A 16,095-nucleotide genomic window follows, 5' to 3' on the forward strand; every position below is an offset into this window, starting at 1 on the left:
GTATTTGTTCTGATATAGCGAGTGCGCTGTTAATTTTGCTAACGGCGCACACTACAGGTGAAGTGATGTAGGCGCTACTTGCCGAATTTCCTACGAAGCCTGTCTTTCCCTAATATAACTTTTGCTGTGGCTACCAAACCCGCTTCTCTAACAGATAAACTAATCCAGCCTAGCTTATTATTCTTCTTGCCAATTTGACTAAGAATTTGATTAGCAACACGGTCGTTATAAGCTTCTTTGCCTAATAGCGACTTATGTTTTTTAAATGCCTTAAGCCTTGGGAAGACTTTTTCTAGTGGCATATTAGCTACTTCGGTAGAAATACTGACGTGACCTCTGCGATAGAAATAGATATCTTTAGGTATGTTTCTGAAAACAGCATCTTCTAACGTGATGCGAACAAAGAAGTCCCAATCTTGGCTGTTCTTTAGTTCTTCATCAAACATTAGCTTTTTAGCTAATGTAGCCTTGCACGTAACGCCACTCATTCCGCAGAATTTATTACCTTTCTTGATAACATCGGTGGTGATAACTTCAGTTTCGTTAATGTGAATTTTATCGGGCGTTTCAAGAAATCGATAGCCACAGGTCACAGCGTCAGCGCGTTGATGCTCTGCGATGTGCTGTTCTAGATAATCATTGTCCCATACATCATCGTCATCTAAGAACGCAATAATATCTGATGTCGACTTGGATATACCTAAATTACGTGCCGCGTTAGCACCTGATGCAACTGGAACATTAACGTAAGTAAATTGTTCACTTGGAAAAAGAGATAATACTTCTTCATAACTTACTGACGAGCCATCATCAATAACGAACACTTCTTTTGGCATAACAGTTTGTTTTAGTACTGCAGCGAGTGACTCTTTTAAATAATCAGGGCGATTGTGTGTTGTAATTACAACGGAAACTGTTTTTTGCATCTTAATTCCATGATGTTTTTGAAGAGGTAACTAAAAAACGCTTTGTGAGCCTTACAGCTTAGTTCAAAGCAAAAAGCTCACCAAGATGTAAAATCTTACCATATTTCATACGAAGCGTTAGCATGGTAACAATAAAGGGTTACAGTTACTCGAATACATACTACTAGCCTTTTAACACCGATTTCAGGCAAACGCTTGTTACCCAGTGCTCCAGTTGTAATAGCACTTTTACTATATGTTACTAGAAAGTATCCACTGTAATTGTTATGTAAATAACAATTTTGAAAATGTATTCCTTTGTGTTTAACCGTGTCTGAACATTAGAAATGTATAGAATTAAGAGAGACAGAATGTATACTGAGGATAGTTTTAGTTATCTCATTTTTAGGCACTGCTTCAAGAATAGAGTGCAGTGTTTTTATCAATAGATTTTTGTTTTTTTATATCTAATGCTAGGGAATGGCTTTGTTCAAAACAAAACGCTTTTCAACCTTCTCGCTTTTTTCAAGATTTCTCTCAGTGGGTGTTATCAACACTGCAATTCATTGGTTATCATTTTTCGCATTAACCTACTTTGGTTATGGTCAAGCTCGATCAAATTTAATTGCTTTTATTATTGCGGTTACATTTTCGTTCTTTGCGAATGGCAAATTCACTTTCAAGACCAACGTTTCTCTCGGGCGCTACATTACTTTCACAACGTTTATGGGGGCCTTGGCTTACTCATTAGGTTTTTTAGCAGACTTCTGGCAATTGCACGAGTTAGTTACGCTAGTACTGTTTTCTGGAACAAGTTTAGTAGTTGGTTTTTTGTTTTCAAAATACGTTGTTTTTAAAGAGGTCTAGGCAAAGCCATGGAAAAAATATCGCTAGTTGTTCCTGTATTTAATGAAGAAGAAGTCATAAACATTTTTTATGATAGAGTGAAAGCAGAATTGAGTCAGTACCACGTACAGATCGTTTTTATAGATGATGGTAGTTCAGATAAAACACTGGAAATTATCACTCAGCTAGCATCAAATGACCAAAGTGTTAAAGCGCTTTCGTTTATTAAAAACTTCGGAAAAGAGCCGGCGCTATTCGCAGGTTTAGAGCATAGCGATGGTGACGCAGTTATTCCTATTGATGTGGACTTACAAGATCCTATCGCAGTTGTTCACGAATTGATTGCAAAGTGGCGACAAGGTTACGAAATGGTGCTCGCTAAACGCGCCAATCGAGATTCAGATACTTACCTCAAACGTAAGACAGCTCAATGGTTTTACTCTTTCCACAACAAAATAAGCAACACTAAAATAGAAGAAAACGTTGGCGATTTTAGGCTCCTAGATAAAAAGATAGTACAAAGTATTATTCAACTTGAAGAGCGTAACCTCTTTATGAAAGCTATTTTGTCTTGGTGTGGCGGCAAAACTGCGATTGTAGAATATACCCGCGATGAACGTGCAGCTGGTACAACAAAGTTTAATGGTTGGAAGTTATGGAATCTGGCATTAGAGGGGATCACAGGCTTCTCAACAGTACCTCTTCGGATGTGGACCTATATTGGCTTCGCTATTTCTTCGTTGGCGTTTGCATATGGGCTGATGATGATTGTTGAAAAACTTATATGGGGAAATGATGTTCCAGGCTATCCGTCTTTAATGGTGTCAGTTCTCTTTCTTGGTGGAGTTCAACTTATAGGGATAGGGGTGCTTGGAGAGTATATAGGTCGCATCTACGTAGAAACTAAAAAGCGACCTCGATACATTTTAAGAAGTTAAACGCACAACAGCAGACTAGTTGCAACCTTCATGACCAGCTACGATGATCTCAAGTGTTTCTGGTTGGTCGCTTGATATTTTAGCATTAATAAGCGTTTTACAGCCAGGTGGCAGCTCACCAGTAGTACATGTCGTGTTTTCATCATATAAATTAGCGTCTTTACAAAATAAGTCATGGCCAGTTAAGTGATTAATATGGCCTTGGTTTGCTTTGTATAAAATAAATCTTGCTAGATTACGCTCCTTCCATGGTTCTCCGAGGTCAATGCTCAAGGTCTCATTTTTAATGATTTCCACTGCATCACTTACAACCTTATTTCGCATATTAACTTTTCTTGTAAACTCAACAAAGCCAGTAATAGTTATCGCAGTAAACACTACAAATACTATGGGAACTAAGGTTAAAAATTTACTTTTTCCTGTTGAAATAATATATAAGGCGAAAACAAGATAAATAAGGTAGTTATAATAAGTGAAGATGTTATACGCCCCCATTGACTGGCTAACTAAAAGACAGTAAAGAGCTACAGGAACACATGACAGTATTAAAACGGTGTAGAGGTCGAATTGAGCACGTAGAGTCATAAATACTAAGATGGCAGAAATCACAGTCAGTTCTAAGTAGTTTTTACCAACATACTCTGTAAGGCTATTATCCCTTTTAGCTACATATTCAGGGTTTAACTCTCCGCCAAGAAGAAAGAACGAGAGAAGCCAAAGCAAGCACGGTATAAGAAATATTGTCTCAATATAGCTTAATGGGCTTTTCAAATAATCGATAAACACTGAATAGTTGAGGGCTTTTAAAGCTTTGACGTTTATTAAAATAAAAAACAACCCCAAAAACGAACCAACGTAAAGTATTGTAGTTTCTTTAAAGTAAAGCGATATCAAAAATGATGACAGGGAGAGGTGTAAAGCTAACTTTTTACTCAACACTCCCCGCATTCCCAACCGAAGAAAAAGAACACTTGCACATAGAAGCAAAAGAATATTTCTTTCAGAATAAATCGCCGAAGAATAAATGTTAACTACGGGAGGCGCAATTGCAACTAAGCTTAGGAATACTAGCCTTCTGTTCTTGGGGATGAAATCAAATGCAAAGTAGGCTATCGCTAACAAACTAATAAAATGAACGATTAAATAAAACTTCAAGGCAGTAAAACTGTTAAAAACCTTAAGTAAAATGGCGTTGTCTACGTGAGATAAAGGAAAAAACCTTCCGTTCCACATTTGAAATTTTATTTCATTTTTTATGAGGAAGTTCAATTGCACAGACATTGAATCGTAGTCAACACCGAAACTGGTAAAGTTGTAAGTGCTTAGATAAATTGAAGCAAAAATGGATACAAAGAGAAGGGTAAGAGCTGCAATAGAGACTTTTTCATCTTCCCGAACATGATTGCGAGGTGTTTCTATCTCCCTAAAGTTTAGGGAGGAGAATTTACTAACGAAATATAAAAGTACTATAGAAACGACTAAAAATACAACAAGAGCTGCTGATGAAGACATCTAAATCCCTTTAAGTTAATCAACAGATTATATCTGTAAAAGACAGAAATTCATCGAGTGAATATCATTATGCTCGACATCACTATAATGCCAATATTAATGGCTATATGATAGCGTTTTTACACCTAAGAAATTTTAAATTGGCGCTGCCGCTTGATGAACGAAGCCGCTTTAGTTTAAGCGTTCGTCCTTTTTCCACTAATTTTTCCCATTATTAGCTATATAGGGTAGCGGTAATGTCTGTCACTCGTGAAAACCACCCCTTTTATTTCAGGCAAGCCTTAGCGCATAGAAAAATTCTTCCTAAGCTTTGGCCATGAAGTCATCATGTAAATTGAGAAAAACATGGCGCTTAGCATCACTATCAATCAGTCTGCCAGATTCGCGCTACAGTGATTCAACTCAGTAGAGGGTGATGCTATCCTTTAATTTTCAAAAGCTTACGACATCGTCAGTGGACTTCCATACGTGAAATAGCATTACGCATTACAGCAAAACTAATGAATAAAAATATGAAGGAAACTAGCGAACTTGTTGAGCTAACTTTAATAGCACTAACTGAACTCAAATTGAACGTTACCTCTGAATCAACTAAGTGTTCGTAAACACCGTCTGTTGAATAGAAGTGCCGCGCAACATAAAAAGAACCTGAACCTTGCTGGTCATTATTAGAAAAATCGAAATCTTCCCACAAAAATGGCTGAGAAAAATCGGGTTGTTTATCAAAAAGGTTAGTATCTTCACTAAACTGAAGGAAGTCGTTAACTAAATCAATAAAGTAAATGCTCAAATTGTATGCAGTGTTACTTTCTCCATTAGTTTCGATTTCTACATCTCTTGCGTAATCACTAAAATACTCTCCATCACCTATTGGCGCATCATCGTAGTCAGGTCCGTCATACATATGGATGGTTTCTTCTGGTAAGTTTTCATCACCTTCAGCGTTATAAATACCTTGGTTATTTAAACTAAAAGTTGTGCTACCTAGAGTTATTGATGAGGTTAGAACTGGTGTGCCATATTCAACTTGTCCCCACCAATACCACCGAGTTTCAAGCCTACCGTTTACTTCTTTAGAAAGATCTAGCCTAAATGAGCCTCTGATAGGGGTGTTAATTAAAGCAGATTCGTCAAAATAGGTATCGATATAGTTTTCGACACTCGATACCTGACCTGTAAAGTTGAACTGCATGAAAGCTGAATTAGCGTAGGTTGATATGAGAAATAAAAGTACTGCTGCGACCTTAATGAACATAACACTTCCTTTTTGCTTGGGGGAGAAATAAAAAGGGGAATTACAGCTATACCTTTTCAGTGAAATACGAAAAGCAATAATAATGGCTGGTTAAAAAATGGGCTACATTTATTTCGCTATTAGCAGCTTTAATTGAGAAATAAACAAAATCACGAACTTCATAAACCCAATGAACGTTTAGATGTAGCGAAAATTTCGCCATTATCAGCTATATAGGGTAGCGGTAATGTCTGTCACTCGTGTAAACTACCGCTTTTATTTCAGGCAAGCCTTAGCGCACAGAATAATTCTTCCTATGCTTTGGCCATGCAGTCATCATGTAAATTGAGGAAAACATGGAGCTTGACGCTATTATCAATCAGGCACAAAGCCAGATTGACGCTGCACAAGATGCAGCCACATTAGACCAAGTTAGGGTCGAATTCATGGGTAAGAAAGGTAAACTTACCGACTTACTTAAAGGGCTTGGAAAGTTATCGAACGAAGAACGTCCTGCCGCAGGCCAGAAGATTAACCAAGCTAAGCAGGTTATTCAGCAAGCTATTTCTGCAAAAGGTGAGTTTTTACGCACTGAAGAGCTCAACAAAAAGCTAGCAGAAGAAGCCATTGATGTAACTTTGCCTGGTCGCACTGAAAAGCCAGGAAACTTGCATCCGGTAAGCCGCACGATTGCGCGTATTGAATCTTTCTTTGGCGAGCTTGGTTTTTCAGTTAAGACTGGCCCTGAAATTGAAGACGGTTTCCACAACTTCGACGCGCTGAACATTCCTGCGAATCACCCAGCGCGTGCCGATCACGATACCTTTTATTTCAACCCAGACATGATGCTTCGTACGCAAACCTCTGGTGTTCAAATTCGCACAATGGAAGCGGAAAAGCCGCCATTGCGTATTATCTCGCCAGGGCGCGTCTATCGTAACGACTACGATCAAACCCACACGCCAATGTTCCACCAAGTGGAAGGTTTGATGGTTGATAAAAACGTTAGCTTTACCGACCTTAAAGGTATTTTGCATGATTTCTTACATCACTTCTTTGAAGAGTCGCTAGAAATTCGCTTCCGTCCGTCTTATTTCCCGTTTACTGAGCCTTCAGCAGAAGTAGACGTTATGGGTAAAAACGGCCAGTGGCTTGAAGTATTGGGCTGCGGCATGGTGCACCCAAATGTACTTAAAGCTGTGGGTATCGACCCAGAAGAGTACACAGGTTTTGCCTTTGGTATGGGCGTAGAGCGCTTAACTATGCTTCGTTACGGTGTTAACGACTTGCGCGCGTTCTTTGAAAACGATCTTCGTTTCCTTAAGCAGTTCAACTAAGGCAGAGAGTACACATGAAATTCAGTGAAAAATGGTTAAGAGAGTGGGTTAACCCGTCGCTGTCGGCACATGAGCTGTCTGAACAGTTGAGCATGGCTGGCCTTGAAGTAGACGGTGTTGAGCCAGTAGCAGGCGACTTTAAAGGCGTGCTAGTAGGTGAAGTGGTTGAGTGCGGTCAGCACCCTAACGCCGACAAACTGCGCGTAACGAAAATTAACGTAGGTGGCGATGAGCTACTTGATATCGTTTGTGGTGCGCCTAACTGCCGTCAGGGCATTAAAGTAGCAGTTGCTGTTGTTGGCGCTGTATTACCTGGCGACTTTAAAATTAAAAAAGCGAAGCTTCGCGGCGAGCCGTCATTCGGTATGCTGTGTAGCTTCTCTGAGCTAGGTATTAGCGACGACCACGACGGTATTATCGAGCTTCCAGCCGATGCACCTATTGGCGAAGACATTCGCAATTACCTTGGTCTTGATGACAACGCCATTGAAGTAGACCTAACACCAAACCGCGCAGACTGTTTGGGTATTCGCGGTATTGCCCGTGAAGTTGGCGTACTTAATAACCTTGACGTGTGCGAGCCTGAAGTAGCTGCGGTAAACGCAACTATTGAAGATAAATTATCAATTACGTTAAGCGCGGATGACGCATGCCCACGTTATTTAGGCCGTGTGGTTAAAGGCGTTAACGTAAAAGCAGCATCGCCGCTGTGGTTAGTTGAAAAGCTACGTCGTTGCGGTATTCGCAGCATCGACCCCATTGTAGATGTGACTAACTTTGTATTGCTAGAGCTTGGCCAACCGATGCACGCGTTTAACCTTGCCAGCATTGAAGGCAACATTAACGTGCGTATGGCGAATGAAGGCGAAGCCCTTACGCTACTTGACGAAACCGAAGCTAAGCTGCAAAGCAATACTTTGGTTATTGCTGATGACAACAAAGCGTTAGCAATGGCGGGTATTTTCGGCGGCCTACACTCTGGAGTAACCACTGAAACTCAAGACATTTTGCTTGAAAGTGCTTTCTTTGGCCGTGATGCGATTATGGGCCGTGCTCGTCAGTACGGTTTACATACCGATGCATCGCACCGTTACGAGCGTGGTGTAGATCCACAGCTTCAGCGTAAAGCCATGGAGCGCGCTACTGCACTAGTACTAGAAATTTGTGGTGGTGAAGCTGGCCCTGTTGTTGAAGCAGTCGCTGAAGATAAGCTACCTAAGCAGGCTACGGTTACGCTTCGTCGCGAACGTTTATCTCGCGTACTAGGCATTAGCATTGACGATGCAAAAGTAACGGAAATGCTAAATCGCCTTGGTTTAGACGTAACGCAAACTGAAGCCGGCTGGGAAGCAGTTGCGCCAAGTTATCGTTTCGATATTTCAATTGAAGAAGATTTGATTGAAGAAATTGCTCGCGTATACGGCTACAACAACATTCCAAACGTGGCACCAAAAGCAACGTTGGCAATGTTGCCTTCGCAAGAAGCTAAGCTTCCGCTAAACACAATGAAGTCGTTGCTACTTAGCCGTGGCTACAATGAAGCGATTACTTACTCGTTTGTAGATCCTAAAATTCAAAACGCATTATTCCCAGACGTGAAAGGCATGGTGTTACCACACCCAATCTCTTCTGATATGTCGGTAATGCGCGTAAGTTTATGGCCGGGTTTGCTAGGTGCTACTGCTTATAATCAGAAGCGTCAGCAACAACGTGTTCGCATGTTTGAAACCGGATTACGCTTTATTCCTCAACAAGATGCGCCTAATGGTGTATTGCAACAGCAAGTAATTGGTGGTGTAGTAGCAGGGCGTCGTAATGAAGAACATTGGGACTTGGGCGACAGCCCGGTTGATTTCTTTGATGCGAAAGCAGACGTTGAGGCGTTGTTGGCACTTACGGGTAAAACCGGTGAGTTCCAGTTCGTTACAGGGCAGCATAGTGCGTTACACCCTGGTATGACGGCAAAAATTTTGCTTAATGATGAAGAAGTTGGCTATATTGGTGCTATACACCCGCAGTTTACTAAATTGCTTGGTGTTAACGGCCGCGTATTTGTGTTCGAACTAGTGGTAGATGCCATTACCGATCGTAAATTACCGTCAGCCGTACCAGTATCGCGCTTCCCATCGAATCGCCGTGATATTGCTATTACGGTTAAAGATGAAGTGCGTGTAGGGAATGTTCTTTCTTACATAGAAAATATTGGCGTAAATCAACTAGTTGCTCTAAACTTGTTCGATGAGTACAAAGGCAAGGGAATTGAGCCTGGCTATAAGAGCCTTGCTTTGTCACTTCATTTACAAGATCCGGATAAAACCTTGGAAGAAGCTGAAATTCAGCAAGCTGTAGATACTGTGGTTAAAGGTCTGGAATCTGAGTTTGGGGCCGCGTTAAGAGAGTAAACTATGGCATTGACCAAAGCCGAGATGGCTGAACACCTATTCGAGAAACTAGGCATTAACAAGCGTGATGCGAAGGATCTGGTAGAGCTTTTTTTCGAAGAGATTAAAGGCGCTCTGGAATCTGGTGAGCAAGTAAAACTGTCGGGTTTTGGTAACTTTGACTTGCGAGATAAAAACGAACGTCCTGGCCGTAATCCTAAAACCGGTGAAGACATTCCAATTAAAGCGCGCCGCGTGGTGACATTCCGCCCGGGTCAAAAACTGAAAAGCCGAGTTGAAAACTCAGAGCCTGTCGACCAATAGTCTTTAGGTCGTTACAATACTGAAAAAGAGCGGGGTCTCTCGCTCTTTTTGTATTGCCTCTTTTTTTTGCAGTGCATTCGCACTGATTTCTATATGCATGTCTTTGGAGGAAAGTGTGAAAAAAGCACTTGTCGTTCTTGCTATTATTATTGCCGCTACCTTTTCATGGTTTGCCTATTTGTCGCTAGATGCAGATAAACGAGACCAAGACGCAGCACAAGTTCCGCTTATTACCGTGATGGAAATTCTTCACGCCAGCGATTTGCAGCAAGGCGTAAAGCAAGCTGTTAAAAATGGGAATGTTGAAGCTGTAGATTCGTGGATGGCAGAAGCCCGCGAAGTAGGGCAGGCTGCTAATTTAGCGTCAGAAGATATGGATTACCTCAATTCAGAAACCGCCAAAGACTACGTAATTTTTAATGCCAAACGACAGCTGTATAACGAAGCTTTTGAAGCGCGCTATTACGCGCTAGAAGATGTAGAAGCGCTTAAAGAACAGTATCCTGAAGCTAAAGATCTATTCCCTCGCACTGATGCGCTGATTAAAAAGCGCGATGACATTATTCAGCAGATTGCCGTAGCTATTTCGGGCAACGAACAGCCTGATGAAGCAGCGCTTGAAGAAGCACGCAAGCAATGGTTAGCGCAGGCGGCCAATTAGGCAATGTCTAAGGCAATGTCTAAGGCTATAACTTAGGCTATTGCTCGCACTGCACTTACACACTCACCTGAAACCCATACCACAGCCCAGCTTCATACCTCTTCCTACTTTTCATACTATAAACTGATTGAAAGCTTAATTTGAAAATGTACGCAATTTGGCGTACATTTTACGTGCATGCGGAGTGCTGGGTGGGTTACAAGGAAATAAAGCGGCAGATCATTGACTGTCTAAATAAAGGATACGTTTCCCACGAGCAGAGAAACGATATTGATGTTAAAAACCTATTGGCAATTGGGCAAGTGTCGCTTGAGGAAGTTGCCGAAATTATAGGTCGAAGTCGTGGAAGCGATTATTCTTCCAGCCCTCATCATTTTGATAGCAGTATTACAGTACACGTAATTAAGAAAAGACTAGCCGGTCATAATTGGTATGTTAAATGGTATTTCGTAGAGCCGAATAGCGTTTTTATTAGCGTCCATCATTGAGGAAAAGATATGAAAATTTTCAAAGTAGGCGAGTCGCAGAAAGCGGCATGCAGCAATTGCCAATCATTTGAAAATGCGACATTTCAACTTAGAGATGTTCCTTTCAGTGATGGTACGGGTGTAGTTAAAAAGGTTTTGGTGGGGGTATGTGATAAGTGTGAAAACGTGACTGTATTACCTCATCAATCAACACCTGCGGTTAAACGTCAATATGAAGCAAAGCGAAAGCCAGTGGAAGGGCGTTTACCAGCGCATTTAATCGATATTCTAAATTTAGCGACAATGGAAATTGGTGCAACTACAGACTTTGTTCCAAGCATGATGAAGTACTACATTCACTCATTGTCTGAAGATGAAAAATCAGCAAAAAAGATAGCGAATTACCTTCAAAGTGACTTGGCAAAAGGTAGATCAGAAAAGCGCCTATCGCTAAAAGGGCGTAAGATTTCCGAAGACATAGAGCACCTTAAGTCACTCTCGCACATAGAAAATACTACTGATTTACTGAAAGGTATTATCCTAAAGATAAACGACGATGTGCTGATTAAAAAAAGGCTCAAACCAATCGAAAACCTTAAGAATATAATGGCGGCAGTCGCATAACCAAAAGCTGCATTGCGAGTTTTTGCTATCGTAGCAAACGATATATTGGATTGCGCTAAGTTAACTTACAGAAATATCTGCAAATTTAGCGCTTGTCAGCAAAGCCAAATCCGCCGGAGAAAGGGCCACTTCTAACCCTCGCTTTCCTGCGCTTACGTGCATAGTAGCAAGGCTTTCGGCGCTTTTGTGAATTACGCTGGCTAACCGCTTTTTCTGGCCCAACGGGCTTACCCCACCTAATACGTAGCCTGTGGCAACCATTACCGCGTTTGCCTGAGCCATTTCTACCTTTTTTACACCTAAGGCTTTTGCCATTTTCTTTTCGCTTAGCTTGGTATTAACGGGTACTACAGCAACAGCCAGTTTATTGTTGTCTGTACTAACCACTAAGGTTTTAAATACGGTATCGGCGTTAAGGTTTAGCTTTTCAACCGCTTCTAGCCCATAGGATGCCGCGCTTGCATCGTGGTCATACTTTAGTACCTTATGCGCTATACGCTTTTTGGTAAGTAGTGTGATTGCAGGTGTCATTCAACCTCTTTTTTATAGAATGTTCGACTGTGAATAGGTTCGCCGGGTAGCAGGGGCGTGGCCGCGTGGGTGGCATAGTCGTTAAAGCCTGCTGTAAAAAAATCTGACAGCGGGTGTCCGCTCTGCCCACCAGGTAAGGTCAAAATGGCATCTTCCAAATGGCCAGGGCTTACAAAGAACCGTTCCGATGCACCGAAGCTAGGCGCTTGAACTGCAGGCATGTAGGTATCGCCGAAGCCTTCTACTTGCTGCATATTTAACATGCTTCCAACTAAGGGAATTTGACTAGCGAAAGGGTGCTCTACTGATAAAGCATTGACCTTACCCCAGGCTAAGGTTTCCATGTCAGCTTCTACCGGAGAATACTTATCTAGTAATTTGTGTTTAGCGCGTCTGTAAGCGTCTACCAATAACTCGTCGAAACTTTCAGTGTCGGCAGGTAACCACGAGTCAGGCTGGCTATGAATAAGCTGCCAGGTGGCAGGTTCAATACCTCTAAGCAGAGTACGGCTGTTTACGCCTTGTTGGTCTAAGTGTGAAAGTATGCCACCAAAAAGTGTTTGTATTACCTCGCGCCTAAAGTGCTTAACTAGAGTGTAGCCAACTGAGTCTTCACACGCGCATTCTTTCCACGCGTTTAAATAAGCAAGGTCTGGTTTGAACTCAATATCTTGCATATTCAGCAAGCCGTATAACAGGTGCTGCCATGGAATTAAAAAGCGGGCGTGATTATCTAGCTGAATAGCGTAAAAGTCGGTTTCACTGAAGGTGTCTTTTTCAAAAAGTCTGTCTCTTATTTGTTGCCCCCGGGCACCTAGGGCATAGCCACCGTCGCCCCATACTTTAAAGTCGTCAGCTGAAATTACTCTGGCATTGGCTGTCCAAATTCTTCCCATTTCAGGGTTCAACAACATAGGCAGTTTTGCAGCACGCTCAGGTACCGTCGCGTCTTGCTGTTTTATAGCGTTGAACGACGCCGTTTGCCTATTCATAACCGCGCCGCCAGGAAGCCACGCGGCATTGCCGGTTTTATCTACAATAACTAAGTTCTGTGTTGGAATGGCAATGCGCTTGCCTATATTAATAGCTTTTTGAACATCCTTCGCGGCGCCGAAATTTATGATACCCAAATTAGCAGCAAATGGATGGTGTGCAACCCAGTTCAGCGCGTAACGTTTGCCGTTAAGTTCTTTTACAGGGCCGTACTCACTTACTTCAAATGTGAACTCATGCTCACCGTCGGGGAGGGGAATACGCTCTGTCACCGTGTTAGTGGGCGTTGTATTATCTAGCGCTATCCAATCTACGTTGTCTAAGTTTGCGTTAGTGAACCCCCACGCAATATAACCGTTGGTACCCACCACTATTCCAGGAATGCCTGGTAAAGACACGCCAGTTATTTGCACCTTGCTACCCGACTCTTGGTAGTTAAGCTGGGCGCGATACCAGATGATCGGAACTCGTAATCCTAAGTGCATGTCGTTCGCTAAAAGGCCTGCACCTGTTGCTGTGTGACTTCCAGTAACCGCCCAATTGTTGCTGCCAATATCAGGTAGTTCAGTGCCGTTATATTGAGCCCGAGCAATAGCTGTGTTGTTGTTTTTGCTATTGCTTGTAGTTTTCGCGTTTGTAGTAGTTGATGTAGAAGTGGTAGAGGTAGAAGTATCTGAGCCTTGTTTTGTGTTTTGTTCGCTGCTCTTTTGGGTGCTGGGCTCCGCGCTTTGCTCGCTTTCATTGTTCTGCTGATTGGTAAGGGTACGAAGGGAAGCAGGGTAGTCTGGTATTTCAGCTTCAAGTAACGGGATTTCGCTGGCGTCTAACGCTGCTTGATAATTACTTGGCTGGGTAATAAAGTTATATATATCATTTCCGAAAGTTGAAAGTAGTGCCTCTCTTGCTAAATCTAGTTCTACTTGGGTGCCCTGTAAGTCTATATACATACTGTAAATAACGAGAATACTGTCGGTGGGCTGCCATTGTTTTATGTCAACGCCTGCTGCGAGGTACTCAAAGGGCGGCAAGGTGTATTCATCTAGTGCGTCATTTACGCCGTGAGCGTAGCGTACTAACACCTCCTGCTGGTTTGAAGGCAGGCTTTTGAAAACGGCTTTTGCGCGTTTTTCAAATTGGTGAAAGCGGGCTTTTTTATCAATGTCTAGAGCTACATCGCCCACCCATTGCGACAAACTCCCCGAAGCGGCGCGACGTTGTAAATCCATTTGAAAAAAACGGTCTTGTGCGTGAGCAAAGCCTAGCGCATAGGCAGCATCGAAAATATCGTCGGCATTAATGACAGCGTGACCTAAGCCGTCGCGGCTTAACTCGGTGGGGGCGTTTACGTGATAGGTAGCACTATTGCCATCAAGCGCGGGTAAGCTTAGCCGAAGCGATATATATAGTCCCAAAGCCGCTATTAGAAGCAGTGTTAAAACACTTAAAACCAACCACTTGAACCAATTTATCACGTGTAAAATTCCTTGTTTTTCTCTATCCTAACCACAGAACTAGCAAAATTGAAGTGATGTTTTATGACACATACAAAGGCGGTGCTGTGGGACCATTAATGTTGGATTGTCAGGCTGAAGAACTTGCGCCTGAAGAAAAGGAAAAGTTAGCTCACCCAGTGGTAGGGGGCGTAATTTTATTTAGCCGTAATTATCATGACAAACGCCAGCTTTCTGCGCTTGTTCAAGATATAAGACGCTATGCGAAACGCCCCGTACTGATAGCAGTTGATCACGAAGGCGGCCGCGTTCAGCGCTTCCGTGAAGGTTTCACTGCAATACCTGCTATGGGCAATATTTTAAAGCAGTCAGAACATCAGGATGAGAGTGCAGCGTATGCTAAGGCGTGTGGACTTGTGTTGGCACATGAGCTTAAAACCCTAGATATCGATTTTAGTTTTGCGCCTGTGCTTGATATTAACGGTGTATCTAAGGTTATTGGCGATAGAGCATTTGCTGATAATGCAAAAGAGGTGATACGTCTTGCTACCCACCTTATACAAGGGTTAAAAACCGTCAATATGCCCGCTATTGGAAAGCATTTTCCTGGGCATGGCAGTGTTGCCCCCGACTCACATATTGCATTACCGGTAGATGAGCGTGATTTCGATGCTATACGAAGTACTGATATGGTGGTGTTTGAGCGCTTAGTTGAGCGCGCTATGCTTGATGGCGTTATGCCTGCCCATGTTATTTATAACCAGGTGTGCGATAAGCCAGCAGGGTTTTCACCGAAATGGCTACAAGATGTGCTCAAGCGTGATTTGGGCTTTAGTGGCGCTGTATTTTCTGACGATTTATCTATGCATGGCGCGAGCGTTGCCGGAAGCTATGTGGAGCGCGCTGAAGCGGCGCTAGATGCTGGCTGCGACATGGTCCTTGCTTGCAATAATCCAAAAGGGGCAGAGAGCATTCTGGATGGATTAGAAGCTCGCTTTTCTAACTTAAGTGAGGGCGATTCACAGAAGCAAGAGCGGGTTATGGCGCTTTACGGGCGGGTTATGCCTGCAGGGCTGAATGATAAGTACGACAGTGCCGTTGAGTTAGTAAAGCAATTAAGTGAACGGTAGGTTTTTTAATCCTACCGTTTTTTGCTTGTTTATTTTACTTGCTTAGATTTTGCCAGTTTGGGCGCTGGCTACGTAACTGAATCTATAACTAGTTTTGCGCCGGCTAATTGATAGCGGCCCTTTATACCGCGGTTTCCTTTATACCTGCTTCTACATTCATAAAGCGCGCAAAGGTGAAAAGGAAGTCGCTTAAGCGGTTTAAATACGCATGTACTACTTCGGGTACGTCGTAATGTTTAGAAAGGCTGATAACTGCCCGTTCAGCACGGCGGCATACAGCACGACATACATGGGCCTGCGCAGCAGCCTTACAACCGCCGGGCAGTACAAATGAGGTATTGGGCGGCATTTTACTTGTAATGGTGTCTATCAGGCTTTCTAAGCTTTCAACGTCGGCTTGTTTTAATGTAGAGCTTGCAGAGATGGCAAAGCCGGCTTGGAACAGGTTACGCTGAATATCGTGCAGCATAGGCTGATGTTCGTCAGCAACATGAGCGGCTAGCAAGCCAATATGGCTATTAAGTTCGTCCATGTCACCGTAGCTTTGAACTACCAAATCGTCTTTATCAACACGTACGGCTTTGTCGGCATAAATCTGCGTACTGCCTTTATCGCCAGTGCGAGTGTAAATTTTCATAAAAACCTTATTCTCTCAACTCATTTCTTGTATTGCTTTTATACGCTAGCTATTAAATGCGGCAAAACTAGCAACTAGCAACTAGCAACTAACGACTAGCAAAGCTAGACGCGCCAATGCTGTA

The 16,095-nt window shown here is 42.6% G+C and carries 14 protein-coding genes; 8 read left to right on the plus strand and 6 right to left on the minus strand.

Annotation, left to right across the window (positions count from 1 at the left end; all coding sequences use genetic code 11):
• Positions 1 to 74: 74 nt before the first annotated feature.
• Entirely contained in the window at positions 75 to 926 is an 852-nt protein-coding gene (locus tag PCAR9_RS07565; protein ID WP_179983070.1) for a glycosyltransferase family 2 protein, read from the minus strand.
• 459 nt (positions 927 to 1,385) lie between these two features.
• On the opposite strand from PCAR9_RS07565, the gene PCAR9_RS07570 reads away from it, so the two are divergent.
• The gene (locus PCAR9_RS07570) at positions 1,386 to 1,772 is read left to right on the plus strand and encodes a GtrA family protein (protein ID WP_179983071.1); all 387 of its coding nucleotides are present in this window, start codon (positions 1,386 to 1,388) and stop codon (positions 1,770 to 1,772) included.
• An 8-nt stretch (positions 1,773 to 1,780) separates the two neighbouring features.
• Positions 1,781 to 2,689, plus strand: a complete 909-nt coding sequence (locus tag PCAR9_RS07575) for a glycosyltransferase family 2 protein (RefSeq protein ID WP_179983072.1) — start codon at positions 1,781 to 1,783, stop codon at positions 2,687 to 2,689.
• Positions 2,690 to 2,704: 15 nt separating this feature from the next.
• Here PCAR9_RS07575 and PCAR9_RS07580 read toward each other — a convergent pair whose 3' ends face one another.
• Both PCAR9_RS07580 and PCAR9_RS07585 read right to left on the minus strand, forming a co-directional pair.
• On the minus strand, positions 2,705 to 4,201 hold the full coding sequence (locus tag PCAR9_RS07580; RefSeq protein WP_179983073.1) for a hypothetical protein: 1,497 nt from the start codon (positions 4,199 to 4,201) through the stop codon (positions 2,705 to 2,707).
• 451 nt (positions 4,202 to 4,652) lie between these two features.
• Positions 4,653 to 5,456, minus strand: a complete 804-nt coding sequence (locus tag PCAR9_RS07585) for a hypothetical protein (RefSeq protein WP_179983074.1) — start codon at positions 5,454 to 5,456, stop codon at positions 4,653 to 4,655.
• Between the two features lie 335 nt (positions 5,457 to 5,791).
• On the opposite strand from PCAR9_RS07585, the gene pheS reads away from it, so the two are divergent.
• The 5 genes from pheS to PCAR9_RS07610 all read left to right on the plus strand — a co-directional run bounded on the left by pheS (position 5,792) and on the right by PCAR9_RS07610 (position 11,229).
• A complete protein-coding gene (gene pheS / locus PCAR9_RS07590; RefSeq protein ID WP_015066912.1) occupies positions 5,792 to 6,772 on the plus strand; it encodes a phenylalanine--tRNA ligase subunit alpha in 981 nt (326 codons plus the stop codon).
• Between the two features lie 14 nt (positions 6,773 to 6,786).
• Positions 6,787 to 9,174: a phenylalanine--tRNA ligase subunit beta gene (gene pheT, locus PCAR9_RS07595; RefSeq protein ID WP_179983075.1), complete on the plus strand. Its 2,388-nt coding sequence runs from the start codon at positions 6,787 to 6,789 to the stop codon at positions 9,172 to 9,174.
• Between the two features lie 3 nt (positions 9,175 to 9,177).
• On the plus strand, positions 9,178 to 9,477 hold the full coding sequence (gene ihfA, locus PCAR9_RS07600) for an integration host factor subunit alpha (RefSeq protein ID WP_012518129.1): 300 nt from the start codon (positions 9,178 to 9,180) through the stop codon (positions 9,475 to 9,477).
• Positions 9,478 to 9,592: 115 nt separating this feature from the next.
• On the plus strand, positions 9,593 to 10,138 hold the full coding sequence (locus tag PCAR9_RS07605; RefSeq protein WP_179983076.1) for a hypothetical protein: 546 nt from the start codon (positions 9,593 to 9,595) through the stop codon (positions 10,136 to 10,138).
• Between the two features lie 497 nt (positions 10,139 to 10,635).
• Entirely contained in the window at positions 10,636 to 11,229 is a 594-nt protein-coding gene (locus tag PCAR9_RS07610) for a hypothetical protein (protein ID WP_179983077.1), read from the plus strand.
• 60 nt (positions 11,230 to 11,289) lie between these two features.
• On the opposite strand, the gene ybaK is transcribed toward PCAR9_RS07610, so the two are convergent.
• Both ybaK and PCAR9_RS07620 read right to left on the minus strand, forming a co-directional pair.
• Positions 11,290 to 11,760 (minus strand): Cys-tRNA(Pro) deacylase, encoded by a 471-nt coding sequence (gene ybaK / locus PCAR9_RS07615; RefSeq protein ID WP_179983078.1) that lies wholly within the window; start codon positions 11,758 to 11,760, stop codon positions 11,290 to 11,292.
• Positions 11,757 to 14,225 (minus strand): penicillin acylase family protein, encoded by a 2,469-nt coding sequence (locus PCAR9_RS07620; RefSeq protein ID WP_179983079.1) that lies wholly within the window; start codon positions 14,223 to 14,225, stop codon positions 11,757 to 11,759. Before PCAR9_RS07620 ends, ybaK begins: the two co-directional genes overlap by 4 nt.
• A 98-nt stretch (positions 14,226 to 14,323) precedes the next feature.
• On the opposite strand from PCAR9_RS07620, the gene nagZ reads away from it, so the two are divergent.
• Positions 14,324 to 15,334, plus strand: coding sequence for a beta-N-acetylhexosaminidase (nagZ, locus tag PCAR9_RS07625; RefSeq protein WP_179985178.1), 1,011 nt, complete (start codon positions 14,324 to 14,326; stop codon positions 15,332 to 15,334).
• A gap of 121 nt (positions 15,335 to 15,455) precedes the next feature.
• Here the strand turns inward: nagZ and PCAR9_RS07630 are convergent, their stop codons facing one another.
• A complete protein-coding gene (locus PCAR9_RS07630) occupies positions 15,456 to 15,971 on the minus strand; it encodes a cob(I)yrinic acid a,c-diamide adenosyltransferase (RefSeq protein WP_179983080.1) in 516 nt (171 codons plus the stop codon).
• Between the last annotated feature and the right edge of the window lie 124 nt (positions 15,972 to 16,095).

This window comes from Alteromonas macleodii (assembly GCF_903772925.1).
GTDB classification, from domain to species: domain Bacteria; phylum Pseudomonadota; class Gammaproteobacteria; order Enterobacterales; family Alteromonadaceae; genus Alteromonas; species Alteromonas macleodii_A.